15 protein-coding genes are annotated in these 15,271 nt (G+C 62.2%); 5 read left to right on the top strand and 10 right to left on the bottom strand.

The annotated features are described in order from the left end of the window. Positions 1–51 precede the first annotated feature (51 nt). Positions 52–555, top strand: a complete 504-nt coding sequence (locus PWP93_RS23210) for a universal stress protein (protein ID WP_421046183.1) — start codon at positions 52–54, stop codon at positions 553–555. Between the two features lie 503 nt (positions 556–1,058). On the opposite strand, the gene PWP93_RS23205 is transcribed toward PWP93_RS23210, so the two are convergent. Beyond that, on the bottom strand, positions 1,059–1,604 hold the full coding sequence (locus tag PWP93_RS23205; RefSeq protein WP_421046182.1) for a hypothetical protein: 546 nt from the start codon (positions 1,602–1,604) through the stop codon (positions 1,059–1,061). A 338-nt stretch (positions 1,605–1,942) separates the two neighbouring features. Further along, on the bottom strand, positions 1,943–2,830 hold the full coding sequence (locus PWP93_RS23200; protein ID WP_421027380.1) for a LysR family transcriptional regulator: 888 nt from the start codon (positions 2,828–2,830) through the stop codon (positions 1,943–1,945). Between the two features lie 146 nt (positions 2,831–2,976). Here PWP93_RS23200 and PWP93_RS23195 point away from each other — a divergent pair, with 146 nt between their 5' ends. Both PWP93_RS23195 and PWP93_RS23190 read left to right on the top strand, forming a co-directional pair. After that, positions 2,977–4,260, top strand: a complete 1,284-nt coding sequence (locus tag PWP93_RS23195) for an MFS transporter (RefSeq protein ID WP_421046181.1) — start codon at positions 2,977–2,979, stop codon at positions 4,258–4,260. Positions 4,261–4,318: 58 nt separating this feature from the next. Further along, a complete protein-coding gene (locus PWP93_RS23190; RefSeq protein ID WP_421046975.1) occupies positions 4,319–5,230 on the top strand; it encodes an amidohydrolase family protein in 912 nt (303 codons plus the stop codon). Positions 5,231–5,381: 151 nt separating this feature from the next. On the opposite strand, the gene PWP93_RS23185 is transcribed toward PWP93_RS23190, so the two are convergent. The 6 genes from PWP93_RS23185 to PWP93_RS23160 all read right to left on the bottom strand — a co-directional run bounded on the left by PWP93_RS23185 (position 5,382) and on the right by PWP93_RS23160 (position 11,908). Beyond that, positions 5,382–6,122, bottom strand: a complete 741-nt coding sequence (locus PWP93_RS23185; RefSeq protein WP_421046180.1) for a DUF6875 domain-containing protein — start codon at positions 6,120–6,122, stop codon at positions 5,382–5,384. A gap of 3 nt (positions 6,123–6,125) precedes the next feature. Further along, positions 6,126–7,919: an alpha/beta fold hydrolase gene (locus PWP93_RS23180; RefSeq protein WP_421046179.1), complete on the bottom strand. Its 1,794-nt coding sequence runs from the start codon at positions 7,917–7,919 to the stop codon at positions 6,126–6,128. 14 nt (positions 7,920–7,933) lie between these two features. After that, positions 7,934–8,218, bottom strand: coding sequence for an acyl carrier protein (locus PWP93_RS23175; RefSeq protein ID WP_421046178.1), 285 nt, complete (start codon positions 8,216–8,218; stop codon positions 7,934–7,936). A 96-nt stretch (positions 8,219–8,314) separates the two neighbouring features. After that, positions 8,315–9,871 carry an amino acid adenylation domain-containing protein gene (locus PWP93_RS23170; protein ID WP_421046177.1) on the bottom strand — a complete coding sequence of 519 codons (1,557 nt, stop codon included), beginning with the start codon at positions 9,869–9,871 and terminating at the stop codon, positions 8,315–8,317. Positions 9,872–10,415: 544 nt separating this feature from the next. After that, positions 10,416–11,108, bottom strand: coding sequence for a 2OG-Fe(II) oxygenase (locus tag PWP93_RS23165; RefSeq protein ID WP_421046176.1), 693 nt, complete (start codon positions 11,106–11,108; stop codon positions 10,416–10,418). Then, the gene (locus tag PWP93_RS23160; protein ID WP_421046175.1) at positions 11,105–11,908 is read right to left on the bottom strand and encodes a 2OG-Fe(II) oxygenase; all 804 of its coding nucleotides are present in this window, start codon (positions 11,906–11,908) and stop codon (positions 11,105–11,107) included. Before PWP93_RS23160 ends, PWP93_RS23165 begins: the two co-directional genes overlap by 4 nt. A 212-nt stretch (positions 11,909–12,120) precedes the next feature. Here PWP93_RS23160 and PWP93_RS23155 point away from each other — a divergent pair, with 212 nt between their 5' ends. Further along, positions 12,121–13,362, top strand: coding sequence for a multidrug effflux MFS transporter (locus PWP93_RS23155; RefSeq protein ID WP_421046174.1), 1,242 nt, complete (start codon positions 12,121–12,123; stop codon positions 13,360–13,362). Positions 13,363–13,423: 61 nt separating this feature from the next. On the opposite strand, the gene PWP93_RS23150 is transcribed toward PWP93_RS23155, so the two are convergent. Next, a complete protein-coding gene (locus PWP93_RS23150) occupies positions 13,424–13,636 on the bottom strand; it encodes a hypothetical protein (RefSeq protein ID WP_421027371.1) in 213 nt (70 codons plus the stop codon). A 142-nt stretch (positions 13,637–13,778) separates the two neighbouring features. Next, positions 13,779–14,834: a GlxA family transcriptional regulator gene (locus tag PWP93_RS23145; RefSeq protein ID WP_421046173.1), complete on the bottom strand. Its 1,056-nt coding sequence runs from the start codon at positions 14,832–14,834 to the stop codon at positions 13,779–13,781. 32 nt (positions 14,835–14,866) lie between these two features. Here PWP93_RS23145 and PWP93_RS23140 point away from each other — a divergent pair, with 32 nt between their 5' ends. Then, on the top strand, positions 14,867–15,016 hold the full coding sequence (locus tag PWP93_RS23140; protein ID WP_421027369.1) for a hypothetical protein: 150 nt from the start codon (positions 14,867–14,869) through the stop codon (positions 15,014–15,016). Positions 15,017–15,271: the final 255 nt, after the last annotated feature.

Below are 15,271 nucleotides of genomic sequence, written 5' to 3'. Positions count from 1 at the left end.
GGGGCCACGCCTAGATTGAACGTTACGTTAGAGCAGCAACGAGGTGTGACCATGTACGAACGAATCCTGGCGCCGATAGAAGGCAGCGCAACGTCACAGAGCGCGTTCAAATTCGCACTTTCGATCGCGCGCGGGAGCGGGGCAGAGCTCATCCCGCTCTTTGTGGTCGAGGTGCCGATCTCGGCCTATGAGATGCCCGGCGGCAATCCGATGCACGTGCACGAAGCGCTGCTAAAGGAAGGCCAGCGCCTGAAGGACGAAGCGCTTGCGGCCATGCAGTTCAACGGTGTACGAGGCAACCCGCGCGTAGTCGAAGTCGACGCGCCCGGGGGCAGTGTTCCCGAGCGCATTCTCGATGTAGCGCGCGCGACGCATTGCGACCTTGTCGTCATGGGCACGCATGGGCGGCGCGGCGTGAAGCGGCTCATGCTCGGCAGTGTCGCTGAGCGCTTCGTGCGCATGTCGTCGTGCCCGGTCCTGTTGATCCCGGGCGCAGCCTTTGCTGTGGAAACCGGGGCCGCGTCGGCGCCTGAAACTGAAGACGCGTCGTCGTGACCCGAAAGCGGCCTTGTATGTGCGAATAAATCCACGCGCAGGCTGGGTGCTCTTTCCGCCGGCGATTACCTGCGCCGCACCCAGATCATCACGTTGGGTGCAGACAAGGGCTACGAGTGAGCGCGTCCGTGTCTGAGAAGTATGGCTGGAGCGCGCCGATGCTGTGACCATCACTCGCACCGAATTGTTGTTGGCTTACATTTTGTAGGGGAAACGCCTGAGTGATTTCCTTCGTCAGAAGATTATCCTGACTTAGCGGCACTGAAAATTCTCGCTGCGTGTGTGATTTGCGGGCTGCGCTCATGCAGCGCGGCCCTTTTTTTGCAAAGAACAAAAGGCTTATGGTGCAAACAGGTAAGCCGATTGAAACGCTCGCCAAAAGCCGAACATCCTTTCAAATTGCGCCGCGAAACACGCAGAAACACCCGGACAGACAGGGCCAGAGAAGCAGGGCCTTCTGACTCGACAATATCAGCCGGACCATGGATAACCTGGTCAAAGCGTTACAGCTTTGGCAGGCCTTGCCGCTGGCCGTCCTGGGCCTGCTGCCGCGCACCCTCCTGCGGCGTCGTTGCCGTGAATTCTCCGGCGTTAGGCGCGTCGGCCGCGCCGGTGAACGACAGTGAGACGCCGCCCGGTCGTTGCCAGCGCGCCTCGATGACCTCGTAGGTGCCGCGCATCCGGTCTTGTACGGTGACGGAGCGTTTGACCTGGGGCTTGCCGAACTTGTACTCCAGGAGTGCATAGTCATGTACCTGCGTGTCGACGCCCGGCGTCAACAGGTAGACGCCGTGCACAACGCCCTTGATGAGGCTGATGCGCAAACTTGTGTACATCTCGGGAGACTTGTCCACGGGGTACATGACGTCGAGCGTCTCCGTTCCTGTTGGGGCCGTGCCAATCAGCGAGCGGTCGGCGTGTTCAAAGCACGGGTGCGGGATTTCGTCGGTGTAGGAGTTGTGGACGCCCGGATAGCTGTTCGGCTTGAAGGGGCACTCCGGCATCGCGGTGAAGGATTTGTACAGGGCGATGCCATAGATGGCCGTCACGGTGGGCTCGCTGCCTGGCGCGCTGGTATGGGCTGAAGCTGCGGGTGCAGCAGCAAATGTGAACGCCGCGAACAGACCACCCAGAGTAGATGGCCGAAAACGAGTGGTGTGCATGTGCTTTCCCCGAGTGTGCTGATAGCGCCCGACTTGCGCATTGGCAGGCGGGTCTGTATTGGGTATGGGCCGCATTCTGTTCGAATGCGCCGCGCCCGTATGTCTGTCAGCGAACTGGCGCTGCGAGCTTGGGCCCCACCTCCGTGCCTGGCTCCATCACCGGACCGGTTTCTATCCGGCTACTCAGTCGTGTCCAAAGTGCAACTCGAAGTCCGACGCACGAATCAACACGTGCTTAACAGCGCTGCAAATTTGTCGGCCAGCGTAGGACGCGAACGATGCGGCCAGATCGCACTGAGTTCGAATAGCGGCAGCGCGTCGCCTTCCCGCACCTCGCACACGCGCACACCTTCGAACTGGATCGCCTTGACGGATTGCGGCAACAGCGAAGCGCCGCAACCCGCGGCAACGCAGGCGAGCACTGTCAGCGATCGATTGGCATCCTGAACGATATTGGCTTCGCAACCGAACTTGCGAAACGCGCTGAGGATGCCCGCTCGCACCACCGGCAAGTGTCCGTGCGGAAACCACACCAGCCCCATGCGTGCCAGTTCCGCGAGGCCGAGCTTGCCATCCTCGCCCAGCGGATGCGACGCCTGCACGACTGCCTGCAAGCGCTCGCGCACGATCAGCTTTTCGCGCATTCTGCCGCCCACCGCAACCGGCGTATGCAGCAGCCCAATGTCGATCTCGCCGGATTCGAGCGCGCTGGCCTGTTCCGCGTTGCTCATTTCGCGCAATGTCAACTCGACATGAGGGACCGCCGCGCGCAACGCCGCTATCGCCCTGGGCATGACCTCAAACAGCGCCGCGGACGCGAAGCCGATGGTCAGCCTGCCGCCGCGTTGTGCGCCGATATCGCGCGCCCGCTTTTCGGCCGCTTCGATCCGCGAAACGCTAAGACGAATATCCTCGGCGATCGCTTCGCCGGCAGGTGTCAGGGCGGCGCCGCGGCGCGTGCGCGCCAGCAGCTTCACGCCCAGATCCTTCTCCAGCCGGGTAATCGCCTGGCTGAGCGCTGGCTGGGCCATCCCGAGCTGGGCGGCCGCGCCGGTGACGCTTCCCGCATCGACGATGGCGAGAAAATACTTCAACGTGCGAATCGACTCCATGGTCGCCTTTCCATATCAAGATGCTATGAATGAACAACATTTCCATAGTATGCACGCGTTTCAGGCTTACCTAGAATCCCGTCAAATCCACTAACAGCGGCCGTCCGCCGAACTTCGCACGCGGCACGCACCAGGAGACGACGACCATGCGCTGGTATCGCGAAATCACGCCCATCGAGAAACGAACACTGTGGAGCTGCTTCGGCGGTTGGGCACTCGACGCCGTCGATACGCAGGTCTTTTCCCTTGTCATTCCTTCGCTTCTCGCCACCTGGAGCATCAGCAAAGGCCAGGCGGGACTAATCGGCGGCGCCACGCTGGTGGCCGGCGCGCTCGGCGGATTGCTCGCGGGCATCCTGTCCGACCGCGTCGGCCGGGTGCGCGCGCTGCAGATCACCGTGATCTGGTTCTCGCTCTTCACGTTTCTGAGTGCATTCGCCCAAAGCTTCGAGCAGTTGCTTGTGCTGAAGGCGCTGCAAGGCATCGGCTTCGGCGGCGAATGGACGGCTGGTGCCGTCCTGCTCAGCGAAACGATGAACCCCAGGCATCGCGGCAAGGCCATGGGCATCGTGCAGAGCGCGTGGGGGTTCGGCTGGGGCGCCGCTGTGCTGCTCTATATGGCGGTGTTCTCGTTCGTTTCGCCGCAATGGGCCTGGCGCGTTCTGTTCGCGATCGGCCTCGTCCCCGCGCTCCTCGTTCTCTACGTGCGCCGCAATGTGGTCGAGCCGCCGCGCGAACCGCAGATCGCGCACGACGATTCCGCGCAACGCGGCATATTCAGCATTGCCGCGGGAATTTTCGATCCTGCCGTGATCCGCACCACCATCGTCGGCGGCCTGATCGGACTGGGCGCGCATGGCGGCTACCACGCGATCACCACCTGGCTGCCGACGTATCTGAAGACTGAGCGCCATCTCTCGGTGCTGGGAACCGGCGGTTATCTCGCAGTCGTCATCGTGGCATTCATCGTCGGCTGTTTCTTGAGCGCATGGTTGCAGGACCGTATCGGACGACGCTGGGACGTGATCCTCTTCGCCATCTGCTGCGCGGTGATGGTGAACATCTACACGTTCCTGCCGATCAGCGACACTACCATGCTGATCCTGAGCTTTCCGCTCGGCCTCTTTTCGGCGGGCATTCCGGCGACGCTTGGCGCGCTGTTCAACGAGTTGTACCCGCAAGGGGTGCGCGGAACCGGCGTCGGCTTTTGCTACAACTTCGGCCGCATCGTATCGGCCGCATTTCCGGTGCTTATTGGCCATATGAGCGGGTCGATGTCGCTGGGCGCGGCACTGGGTATCGACGCGGGCGTTGCCTATGGTCTCGTCGTCGTCGCCGCGTTGATGCTGCCCAGCACGCGGGGCCGGCTCGTCCCGTCGCAGCACCCGAGCGGCGCGCGCGACGACGCGCCAGCCGTGTCGCGCCACTGAGCGCGCTCGTGCATTGACGCATCGCTCAATGTCAACCGAATTTCAGGCACTACAAACGATGGACCGCTTCCAGCCCGCACTACCGGCCGATCCGTTCGATGGCCTTTCGTCGGCGTCCCTGACATGGCTCGACGGGGCCACGACGTCCATCACGGGCATCGATACGCACGCGCACATCTTTGTGCAAGGACTTCCGCTCGCCTCACAACGCCGTCATGCGCCGGACTATGATGCGACGCTCGAACAGTACATTGCGCAACTCGCAGCGCATGGCATGTCGCAAGGCGTTCTGGTGCAGCCCAGCTTTCTTGGCACCGACAATGCGTTTCTGCGTGCGGTATGCGAGCGCTATCCGCGACGCTTTCGTGGCGTGGCCGTTGTCGCGCCAGAGATCACGGACGCCGAACTGGAAGCGCTGAACGCCGCGCACATCGTAGGCGCACGACTGAATCTGATCGGACTTGCACTGCCGGAGTTTCGCGATCGCCGATGGTCCGCGCTCCTCGCGCGCTTGAACGCCCTGCACTGGCATGTCGAAGTTCAGGCGAATGCGGCCGATCTCCCTGTCGTGCTCAATGCCCTGCTTGGCCACGGTTGCACGGTGGTCGTCGATCATTTCGGACGGCCCGATGCGCATCTCGGTCCCGGCGATGCCGGCTTTCGTTATCTGCAATCCACAGCCTCCTGCGGCAGCGTGTGGGTCAAGCTGTCTGCCGCCTATCGCAGCGCCGACCGCTCAGACGGCACTGAGCACGGGCGCGCCCTCGCCGCCGCTCTGCTCGAATCATTTGGCCCTGAACGTCTCGTGTGGGGCAGCGACTGGCCGCATACGCAGCATCGTCATCTGATCGACTACCGCGGTACCGTGGAAGCATTGGAAGACTGGATTCCCGACTTTCCGGCGAGAGCAAAAGTGATGACGACCTCCGCTGCAGAGCTTTTCCGCTTCAGTGTTCCTTCCGAGAAATAACTTTGCATGAACGCGCAATGATTTCGAGGCTGTTGGCGCTGCGACACAGCCCAATTCCGCAGGTGAGATGGCGGATATTTATCGGCATTGAGCGCGCCGCCAGCCGATTGGGATCAGAGCAAAAAGCCTTCACGAATCACGCGCGCCACCGTCATGCCGATCCTGCCGCTCCGAGTTCCGCGATCCGTTTTTCGATACGCGCGACCTCCGCTTCCGGCAGGTTTTCGCCCACCCATGAGCGATAGTTCCGCAGTTCGCGAAGACGGACCTCGTCCGCGCTACTCTCGCGATCGATGAAGAGTGCGTCGTGGGACGACATGGCGCGCACAACAAATGCAGGCTGACTGCTGCGCATGGGCCGGAACGTTTCTGAATGAGCGCCTTTTGTCACGCTCAACGGATGAAATTCGCCAAGCATCAATCCCGCGTCCATAAACGCGGGTTTCAACAATGCATGGGCTTCGTCTATGTATTGATAAAACTGCGCTTCGTCCAGGCCACGAACGAATACACATAATGAAAAGAGCCGAGAATCTGCTTTCGCTGAGTCAAGCAGCCTGAGGTACAGGTCCGGGAACTTGCCCAGTATCGACAAATAGTCCCTGTAGTGCAGATCGGTCGCGTCCCACAGGCAAAAAACCAGTGACTCTTCGTGATGAACAGGCTTCGCAAAAGGGCAAACCGCGCCGCGTCGGCCAAGCTCGGCATGAGGCTTCATGATGAAGTCCTCGAGCCAGCAAAGGCCCGTTTCGAATGTCTTTCTGGTGAAGGCGTCCGGGACGCAAGCGATCTGCGTCGACAGGCAGGCCGACCGCTCTATCTTCCGGACTTCCCGATCCAGTTCCGTGCGCACAGACGCGCGCGCTTCACCGCGTGTCATCGTGATCATCATCGTCTACATCCTGCACAACACACGCAGGTGCGAATCCCTGCAATCAGGAACGTCTGCGTGCCCGGCGTCGAGTGCCATCGCGAGCAAGAATGCTTCGAAACGCGCCATCACTATTTCACGCGCGGTGCGCGAGAACAACGAGTGATCCACCCTCTCGATCACCTCGGTCGTGACATGAGTCAGCGTGCGGAGTTCGCTTCCGTTTCGTCCAAAACGCATCTCCAGTTCATCGAGCCCTGCATCGAGCGAGCCGTAGATCAGCGATGTCTTTACGCCTTTGCGCTCGAGATCCGTCAAGAGCCTGCGGGTCGCGCCCGTGGAGGTGTTGAAGCCGAACCGTCCCTCGAACGGACTGCCGGCGAGCGACGTCAGGCGCACGGACCAGCGGCGCGCCAACTCCGCGGCGATCGCCAGTCCGTTCGCGCGGCCGGTCAGCAAGCGGAGCCATTTGCGCGGGTTGCGGACCGAGCGCCGATACACCTGGCTGGATTCGATACGCCGGGCACCCGGTTTCGTTTGCGGTCCACCCCAAAAGAAAAAAGGCAGGTTGACCGACATGCAGCCCACCACGTCAGGATGGACCAAAGCCGCATGCATGCTGGCCCACGCCCCCGAGCAGACGCCAAACGTCACCACCTCCCGGCATCCGGCCGCGACGAGCCAATCCACGCCGGCGCCTGCGTCGTCGACCGCATGCCGCGCATAGGTGTCATCGAGTGTCGGTGAATCTTCGTGATCCAAACTATCCCCCAGGCCGCCCAGATCCATGCGCAACGAGGCGATGCCTTGGGCCGCCAGCCTTCGCGCCATCAGCACGGCAAGCCTTGCGTCGCCGACGCGGTGAACGCCTCCTGTATTGACGATCAGCACGGCGGGCGCGCGTCGATTCGCGTGACATGGCCGGCAAAATACTCCTGCATAGCGTTTGCCCCCGAATACCACCGGCTTCTCGTTACCCGCCGCAAAATCGATGCGGGCATCGGCGGCTGGCGCAAGCAATTGAGCCGCTGGCCGCGCCGGCATACCGGGCTGCAATCCCAGCCACGCCAGTACGCCGTGGAAGGCGCGTTGCGGCGCTACGCTGGACCGGGGGTCGACCAGGAACTTGTCGTATTCGGGAAAAATTTCCACGTCCGTGCGCACGCCCCAATCGCGATAGCGCGCCGCGAGTTCGTGCAGCGATGCGTTGTTGCAGACGTCCTGAATCAGCACGCGGCGTGCGGGACGACGCTCGCGTCGCGCGAGGTTGACCTCGGCGAGTGGCTCGAGCGTGTCCGCATGCAATTGAAACCCGAATGCCCCCACGGCCTCGCGCACCTCATCGGCGGTCGCGCTGCCGTTGGAGGTCTTGAGCCAGCTCTCATGCTGCATGCGCAGTTCGCGGATATAGCGCTTCCCGGCTATTACGGGCGCCATTAATACGAGCCCGTCCACGTCGCCCATTTCTTCGGCGGCCAGCGCTGCAAGCATCGCGCCCAAGCGCAATCCGCACAGGATCACGCGCGTTGCGCCGCTGGCTGCGCGCAGATAGCGCGTCGCCATCTTGATGCTGTCGATCCATGCACGAAAACGCTGCGGATCTTCCTCGTTGCCGGTCGAATCACCGGCGCCTGGATAATCGAAGCGTAGAACGGATACGCCGCCGTGCGCGAGGCGCTCTGCCAACTCGCGCCAGCCGCGATATGCGCATAGTGCGTCATAGCCGAACGGATTGCACAGCACCACGCCAGTGCCTGCCTCGCCGCCCGCAGGCAGATGCAGCGACCCAGAGCAGCCGCCCAGGGTGACGGGCCTCATGGTTGGCTTCATCCTCATGGCTGTCGCGGCAAGGCTGCGACGGGTACACGCGCGGCCTGCCCATCACGCAGGAACGGTGCGAGCGTTCCGGCGAGCGCGTCGATGCTCGTGAACAAATTGAACGTAATCAACTCAGCCGGCATCTCGATGCCGAACGCCTCCTCGACAGCCAGCATCACGCGAATCGTGCCAAGTGACGACAGTCCGGCCGCGTATAGATCGTCGGTATCGCTCAAGGTTTCGACCGGCACGTCGAGGCATGCGGTTTCCGAAATAATGCGGCGCAATGCGGCTTTCATTGATTCCCCCTCTTACTGACATTCTTTCCAACATCCCGTGCGCGCGTTCCCGCGCGACGACGGCTCGCTATGCATTGCCTCGAACGGACACGGGCATCAGACGGCCATCGTGTCACCCGCGTATTGCCTCGCAAGCGCGGATCGGTCGATTTTCCCGTTCACGTTGAGCGGAAGCGCGTCAAGAACCACGATCCGTTGCGGAACGGCGTGTAGCGGCAAGCGCTCGCGGCACGCCCGCTGAATCTGCCCGGGCTCGCCGCTGGCGTCGGTCACGAAGGCCACCAGGCCTGCGGCTTGCCCAGCTTCGTCCACCGGCCATGGAATCACCGCGCACTGCGCAGCCTGACTACACGTTTGAACGACACGCTCGACTTCTTCCAGTTCGATCCGGTTGCCGCGAATCTTGACCTGCGAATCCAGACGTCCCTCGAACACCAGGCCATATTGCTCAGTTATGCGAACGGCGTCGCCGGTTCGATACCAGCGTTGCGCGCGCCGGCCGGGATAGCGCCCGACCACGAAACGACTATTGCCGGCCTCGTCGGGCGATAGATAGCCCTCGGCAATCTGCGGGCCCGCCACCAGCAGTTCCCCCTTCTGTCCGTTCGCGACGGGGTCGAGTTCATCGTCGATAATCACCCACTCCACGTCCGGTAGCGCGCCGCCAAGCGGTACGACAGCGTGGCGCCGATCCTCGACGAATCCGGCATCGACCTCGAAATACGTGCAGGCGATCGTCGCCTCGGTGGGGCCGTACATATGCAGCAACCGGCTATGGGGTGCCGCGCGCATCCAGTCTTGCGCCAGAGAGCGGGCCAGCGGCTCGCCACCGAACAGGGATACCCGAAGGCTCGGAAAGGCGTCCGCCGTAAGCTTGCGCATCTGCTGCATGAATCCCGCCACCGACGACACGCTATTCCAGTGCGTGATCCCGTGACGCTTGATGAAGTCCGCGTTGTAGAGCGGATCGACGGTTTCAGGCACGTAAAGGCAAGCGCCATTCGCCCAGCAGACGAACATGTCATGCACGGACGGATCGAATACTAGTTCGCATAACTGTATATATCGCGCGTCATCCGATTTTCCATGTATGCGCAACTGCCCGTTGATATAGGCACTGACGTTCGCATGCGTGATCGGCACGCCCTTCGGCGTCCCCGTCGAACCGGAGGTGAAGAGCACATAGGCAACATCGCTCTCCGCGCTCTTGCGCTGCACATAGGGCGCGCTCGGCAGCAACGGCAAAGAGAGGTCGTGCGCATCTTCGTCGAGCAGGAATATCCGTGGCGGCTGCGCAAGCAGCGGCAACACCTCCTCGAGCGCCCGGGCGCCATGCCGGTCGACCAGCATCAACGGCGCACCGGACTCTTCGATGATCGCGGCAATGCGTCTTGCCGGCATCCTCGTGCTAAGCGGCACATAGGCCAACCCGGCGTCGAGAATGCCCAGTATCCCCGCATAGGTGGCGGCGCTGCGATGCCCGAAGAGCAAGCACCGTCGCACGTCGTTGGTCCCGCCGGCCGCATGCAGTCCCGACGACACGCGACGAGCCCATGCTTGAATCTCGCCGTAGTGGTAAGTGCACCCGCGTGCCCACAACGCCGGCATATGCGGTTGACTCGCGGCTGCATCGAAAAAGAAGGCATGCAACATCTGACGCTCCGGTTAACCTCGGGAAGACGTGGAATCCGCTGCAATCACGGCGGCGGTGGCATGCCAACCCGTCACCCATCGACTGACTTCCCAGATAGCCTTCGCAGCCGATAGCTGAGCGGGCGATTTGTATGCGTCGAGCATAGGGGAAGGCCGATTGCAGGGTAAAGTCAGGCCTTGTAACCAGATGTGAATATTATTGCGATGAGCGGCGAGCCCGCTTTCGGATAGATAAAGGGACAAATAGCGCAAACCGCCTGAATATATTGGAGCGCTTGACGTTGGCAGTTGTTGGATTTATCCCGCCCCGTTTGATACAAACCCGTCTCGTTGCACCAAAAAACCCTATGCGCCACCGCATATGTAATTTCGATGCAAGGTCACAACAGCCATTTATTTTTATTTATTTTTTAAATTTTATCAGCAACGTTTTCACGAGCAAATTCTCATTTATATTCATTTCCGGCGGCGAGTGCCAGAAATACACGGCGGCCCACTTATTGGCTTTATGGGCATAACGTTTTTACCGAATCGCGTGCCTTTTTCAACGCGCATCGTGAAAAATCAACTCCATGCCGAAGCGCTCGCCGCCTCGCACGCGGCTGATCGCGTGCTTGAGCTTGACGCGGTAATGGCCTTGCGCGCCTTCGACGGGGCGCTGCGCGGTCGCGATGATGGCGGCGTCGCCGAGTGCGAGCGGCACGACCATGGGCCGGGACTGCATTCGCGGGCGCTGCTCGGTCATCACGAATTCGCCGCCCGTGAAATCGCGCTGCGGCGCGCTTAGCAGCGCGATCATCTGAAACGGAAATACTTGCTCACCCTCGTCGTGGCGATGCAGCGCGAGGCGATCGCCTGCGCGCAACCGGCTCAGATGCGATTGCGGCCGATGCTGTCCGGCGCGCCGGTTAGCTTCGGAAAAGGCCTCGAATTCGGCGGGAAAGCAGGGTTCGAGACCCGCCAGCGCATGCCAGCGGTTCGCCATGGGCGCCAGCCATCGATAGAGCGCTTCGCGCCACGCATGCAAGAGCGGCGGCAGGCCCTCATTGAAGTCGAACCGTTCGCCGTTGCCGGGTTCCGACGGCACGGACGAAAGCAGTCCATCCTCCAGCAAGCGCGCGAGCGCGCGTGCTTCGCGGGGATCGAAACAGTGTGGCAACACCGCGTAACCTTCGGCGTCCAGTTGCGCGCCCACGGCATCAACATCGAAACGTTCGATCATGGCGTGCGCATTCATGCCGGCTCCGATGTCGATGCCGCGCGCGCATCGTGAAAGATCAGCCCGAGCGTGTGCCGGGTGCCGCTGCGCACGACGCTCACGCCATGACGCATCGCCACGCGGCGCACGCTTGCGCGCCCACGCGCGCTCGCCGTCGTGTCCGGCCGCTGATTGACGGCGAACACTACGGCATCGCCCTGCTCCAGCGCGACAACGCCAGCGTGCTGATCGCGGCTTCCCGTTTCGGTCATGACGAATTCGCCGCCCGTGAAATCGGTGCCCGGCGCCGAAAGCAGAATCGCCACCTGAAGCGGAAATACATGCTTACCGTAAAGGTCCTGATGCAGACAGTTGTAGTCGCCCTCGCGATAGCGCAGCATGAGCGGCGTGGGACGCGTCTGTCCGGCTGCGTGGCAGCGCGCGAGAAACGCGTCGAGCTCGTTGGGATACTGCACGTCGAATCCCATCTGCCGGTTCCACCGATTGGCAAGCGGCGCAAGGCGGCGGTACAGCGCGTGGCGCAGCCGTTCGAGCAGCGGCGGCAGCGGATAGGCGAAGTACTTGTATTCGCCGCGTCCGAAATTGTGGCGCGCCATCACGATGCGCGAACGAAAGCAGTCGTCGCGCGAATACAGTGCAGCAAGCTGCTCGCATTGTTGCACCCGGAGCACGGACGGCAGCACCGCGTTGCCATAACGGTCGAGTGACTCGATTGCGTCTGCCCAGATCGCGTCACCGCTTGTGGTCCAGTTCGTGGCCCATTTCGTGGCCCAATTCGTGCCGCAGCCCCTTCGCGCACCCAGTTCTGCATCGGCCATGTCTTGTTTCCAGTGGAAAGTCGAACGAATCCAGTCTACCGGCGCGACAGCCGCAATGAACTCCGCACCTTGCGCTGCAATTCATGCGCGGCAAACTCGAACCACGGGGGAATGTTAGTATATGGCCCGCCGATGGCTTCGGTCATGGCGAAATCGTGCGGGACGCTATCGAAATACCCGGAAACGCCCGCTACGCACCCATTACTTCTCTCATGTCCGCCTCTTCCTCCAACCGCGCAACGACGCTTGCGCGCGCAACCAACTCACCGCGCTTCCTGCTGGCGATGATCTGCCTGTACGCATCCGCGGGCCAGCTCGCCATCGACATCTACGTCCCCGCGCTGCCCGCGATGGCGCGCTATTTCGCGACCACGCCGCAGGCGATCCAGTCGAGCGTCTCGGGCTACATGGCCGCTTACGCGATCGGCCAGCTCGTCTTCGGCCCCGTCGCCGATGCATATGGGCGCAAGCGCGTGCTCGCGTTCGGGCTCGTGATCTACACGATCGGCTGCGTGCTGTCGCTCGCCGCGCCCAATCTGGAGACCTTCGTGCTGGCCCGCTGTCTGCAGGGCTTCGGCATCGCCACGACCAACCTGCTCGCCAAGGCCATCATCACCGACTCGTTCAGCGGCAAGGCGCTGATGCACGCGTACACCTATATGTCGATCACGTGGGGGCTCGCGCCCATCGTCGCGCCCGTGATTGGCGCGCACCTGCAAACTTGGTTCGGCTGGCAGGCCTGCCTCGTGTTCCTGCTCCTCTATTCGCTCGGAATGTGGGCGGTGCTTTGGCGCTATCGCGAGACGCTGCCGCAGCCCGTGCATCTGGAGCCGCGCACGCTCATGGCGAACGCGGGCAAGGTGCTGGCGAGCCCGGTGTTCCAGAGCTGTTTTCTCGCACAGGGACTGTGCTACAGCATCCTGCTCGTGTTCAATATCGTCGGGCCGTTCATGGTGCTGAACACGCTGCACAAGCCGCCGACCTATTTCGGCTATCTCGCGCTCGGCATCGGCATGATGTATTTCCTCGGCGGCCTGTCGAACCGGCTGCACGGTCCGCGCCTGCCGAGCCCCGAGTGGCGGCTGCGGTTCGGTTCGCGCGTGATGGCGGGCGCGGCGATCACGATGCAGGCGCTCTCGCTGACGGTGGGCCTGCAAGTCTGGACGCTGGCGGCGCCCGTGCTCGTGATGGGGTTGTGCGCGGGCGCGATGTATCCCACGCTGATGGCCAAGGGCAATTCGCTGTTTCCGCACATTGCGGGCTTGACGAGCGCGATACTCGGCTGCGCGCTGCTGCTCGTGTCTTCGGCGATGATGGGGTTCGCGGGCTTTGTTTCCGTGCACGTGCTCACGCCGCTTGCGGTGTTCTTCGTGATCCTCGCGCTCACGGTCGTCGTGATGGTGAGCAAACTGCTGCGCTATCTCGAGCGGATGGAGTCCGAAGCGGCGGCGTGAAATCGCCCGTGTGATCGCGGGCGGCGAGCGCATGAAGCGGGCTCGCCATACCGCGCCTGCACTACGACGGCAAGGTTCCCGCCGAGCCCTTCAGCGCATCATACAGCGACGCCATCGGCAAATCGCCAATCTCACTGCGAACGTAAGCCGTGAATGCGCGCTCGTACAACGCGCGCCCTTCCGAAGTGTCAATCGTCATATCGAAGCCGCCTAGCACCAGCTCGGCAACCGAATCAGCCTCGATCAGAATGTGTTCGGCTCTGTCCCTGTTCATGTCCACTCCTTGTTGCAGCGTGCCCTCGAATTTTAGAGGATACGCGCGGAAATGGGCGCATCAATACGTCAAACCGGGGCTCGCCGTCCACCCGTTGACATGAGGACCGAATAGCCACGCGGGCCCATGCGCGCCAGCAAAATCAATGTACCTCGGGCAGCACGGGCGGCACGTCGGGCGTGTCCGGCAGCCGCGTCGTGCGGTATTCGTTGGGCGATTCTCCAAACTCCTTGCGAAACTCGCGGCCCAGGTGCGAGGCATCGGAGAATCCGCACGACGATGCAATATCGGCCACCGTGCGATCCGAACTCGTCAACAGCCACGAGGCCATGCGGATGCGGATCTGCCTTGCGTAGGTGCCGGGGGAGCGGCCCGTCTCCGAGGTGAACAGCCGTTCGAGTTGCCGAACCGACACTTCGAGCCGGCGCGCAAGCTCCGGCAAGCTCAGCGGCTGGCCAATATGCTGCTCCATCAGCAAGATGGCGCGCCGGACCTTGGGATGCGTGGCGGGCTCGAGGCCCGGCGGATGCGGCTGGGGCGCGTTGCCTTTCTGCGCATCGTCCACGAGCAGAATGCGCAGCGCCTTGCGCACGATCGTGGCCTCCACATGGCGCAACAGGATGGCCGCCGCCACGTCGATCGATGCCCGGCCGCCCGAGCACGTGATGCGCCGCCGGTCGATCACGAAGAGCCGGTCGGCAACGATTTCGTGCTCGTCCACATGCGGGAAGCGCTCGACGAAATCCCAGTAGTGAAACCAGCTCACGCAAATCCGATAGCCGCTCATCACGCCGGCCCGCACCAGCGCGAACGCACCCGTGCAAACGCCCACGAGCGTGGCCGGCGTGTCGGCCATGGCGCGGATGAACGCGAGCGTCGCGTCGCTTGCCGAGGGTCCCGAATGCAGCAGCCCGCCCACGATCACCACGTAATCGAATTCCCCGGCTTCGGCGAAGGTCGTCCACGGCGTGATCTGAATCCCGCAACTGGCGCGCACGGGAACGAGATTTTCTCCCACGATGGTCCATGAGCAGCGCACGGGCCGACTCATGTCGCCCTCGTCGCTCGCGAGCCGCAGGAGGTCCACGAAACCCGAGAAAGCCGTCAAGGTGAAATTGGGCAGCAGCACGATGCCGAAGCGCAACCGTTTCGGGTTTCTGGCCTCGCTCTCAACGCTTTGAATCAAGTGGTTCGTCATGGGAGAACGCCCGCGTCAATGCATTCCAGACAATGGAAACAAAGGAGAATCATCTCATAACGGCGCAGGCGAATACCGACCAGATCGGCTTCGACGATGGCGACGTGAGCCGCGACAGCGAGCCGATGCACGCTACAGCGTTCGGCGAGGCTTATCGCCGTTTCCTTCGTACGCGTGAGTGACGCGTGTGGCGTCTTCCCATTCGGGACTGGGATAGCTAGAAAAAATTTATCGAATATCAAACGGATATGAATTTCCGGGCCGCGTGATGCGCACGACATAGCTTCCGGCCCGGTTTTCGGATTTTTCGTGTTCCAGGCAAAAACTGGCTAGCAAAGGATAGGCGTCCGCGAACAACGCAAGTTGCCGCCACCCCCTTTCCTTTGGAGGTCAGAGCCGATGAAAGACGCAGTAACGGGGCGCGACGTTGCGCGCCT

It is taken from the genome of Paraburkholderia sp. A1RI-2L, assembly GCF_048957375.1.
Taxonomy (GTDB): domain Bacteria; phylum Pseudomonadota; class Gammaproteobacteria; order Burkholderiales; family Burkholderiaceae; genus Paraburkholderia.
Note: the sequence above shows the minus strand (reverse complement) of the source record. Positions and strands in the feature narration are given on the sequence as shown.

Coding starts and splice junctions, on each gene's coding strand:
- PWP93_RS23210 (WP_421046183.1), top strand. CDS start 52: ATGTACGAACGAATCCTGGCGCCGATAGAAGGCAGCGCAACGTCACAG.
- PWP93_RS23200 (WP_421027380.1), bottom strand. CDS start 2,830: ATGGAGTCGATTCGCACGTTGAAGTATTTTCTCGCCATCGTCGATGCG.
- PWP93_RS23195 (WP_421046181.1), top strand. CDS start 2,977: ATGCGCTGGTATCGCGAAATCACGCCCATCGAGAAACGAACACTGTGG.
- PWP93_RS23190 (WP_421046975.1), top strand. CDS start 4,319: ATGGACCGCTTCCAGCCCGCACTACCGGCCGATCCGTTCGATGGCCTT.
- PWP93_RS23185 (WP_421046180.1), bottom strand. CDS start 6,122: ATGATGATCACGATGACACGCGGTGAAGCGCGCGCGTCTGTGCGCACG.
- PWP93_RS23180 (WP_421046179.1), bottom strand. CDS start 7,919: ATGAGGCCCGTCACCCTGGGCGGCTGCTCTGGGTCGCTGCATCTGCCT.
- PWP93_RS23175 (WP_421046178.1), bottom strand. CDS start 8,218: ATGAAAGCCGCATTGCGCCGCATTATTTCGGAAACCGCATGCCTCGAC.
- PWP93_RS23170 (WP_421046177.1), bottom strand. CDS start 9,871: ATGTTGCATGCCTTCTTTTTCGATGCAGCCGCGAGTCAACCGCATATG.
- PWP93_RS23165 (WP_421046176.1), bottom strand. CDS start 11,108: ATGAATGCGCACGCCATGATCGAACGTTTCGATGTTGATGCCGTGGGC.
- PWP93_RS23160 (WP_421046175.1), bottom strand. CDS start 11,908: ATGGCCGATGCAGAACTGGGTGCGCGAAGGGGCTGCGGCACGAATTGG.
- PWP93_RS23155 (WP_421046174.1), top strand. CDS start 12,121: ATGTCCGCCTCTTCCTCCAACCGCGCAACGACGCTTGCGCGCGCAACC.
- PWP93_RS23150 (WP_421027371.1), bottom strand. CDS start 13,636: ATGAACAGGGACAGAGCCGAACACATTCTGATCGAGGCTGATTCGGTT.
- PWP93_RS23145 (WP_421046173.1), bottom strand. CDS start 14,834: ATGACGAACCACTTGATTCAAAGCGTTGAGAGCGAGGCCAGAAACCCG.
- PWP93_RS23140 (WP_421027369.1), top strand. CDS start 14,867: ATGGAAACAAAGGAGAATCATCTCATAACGGCGCAGGCGAATACCGAC.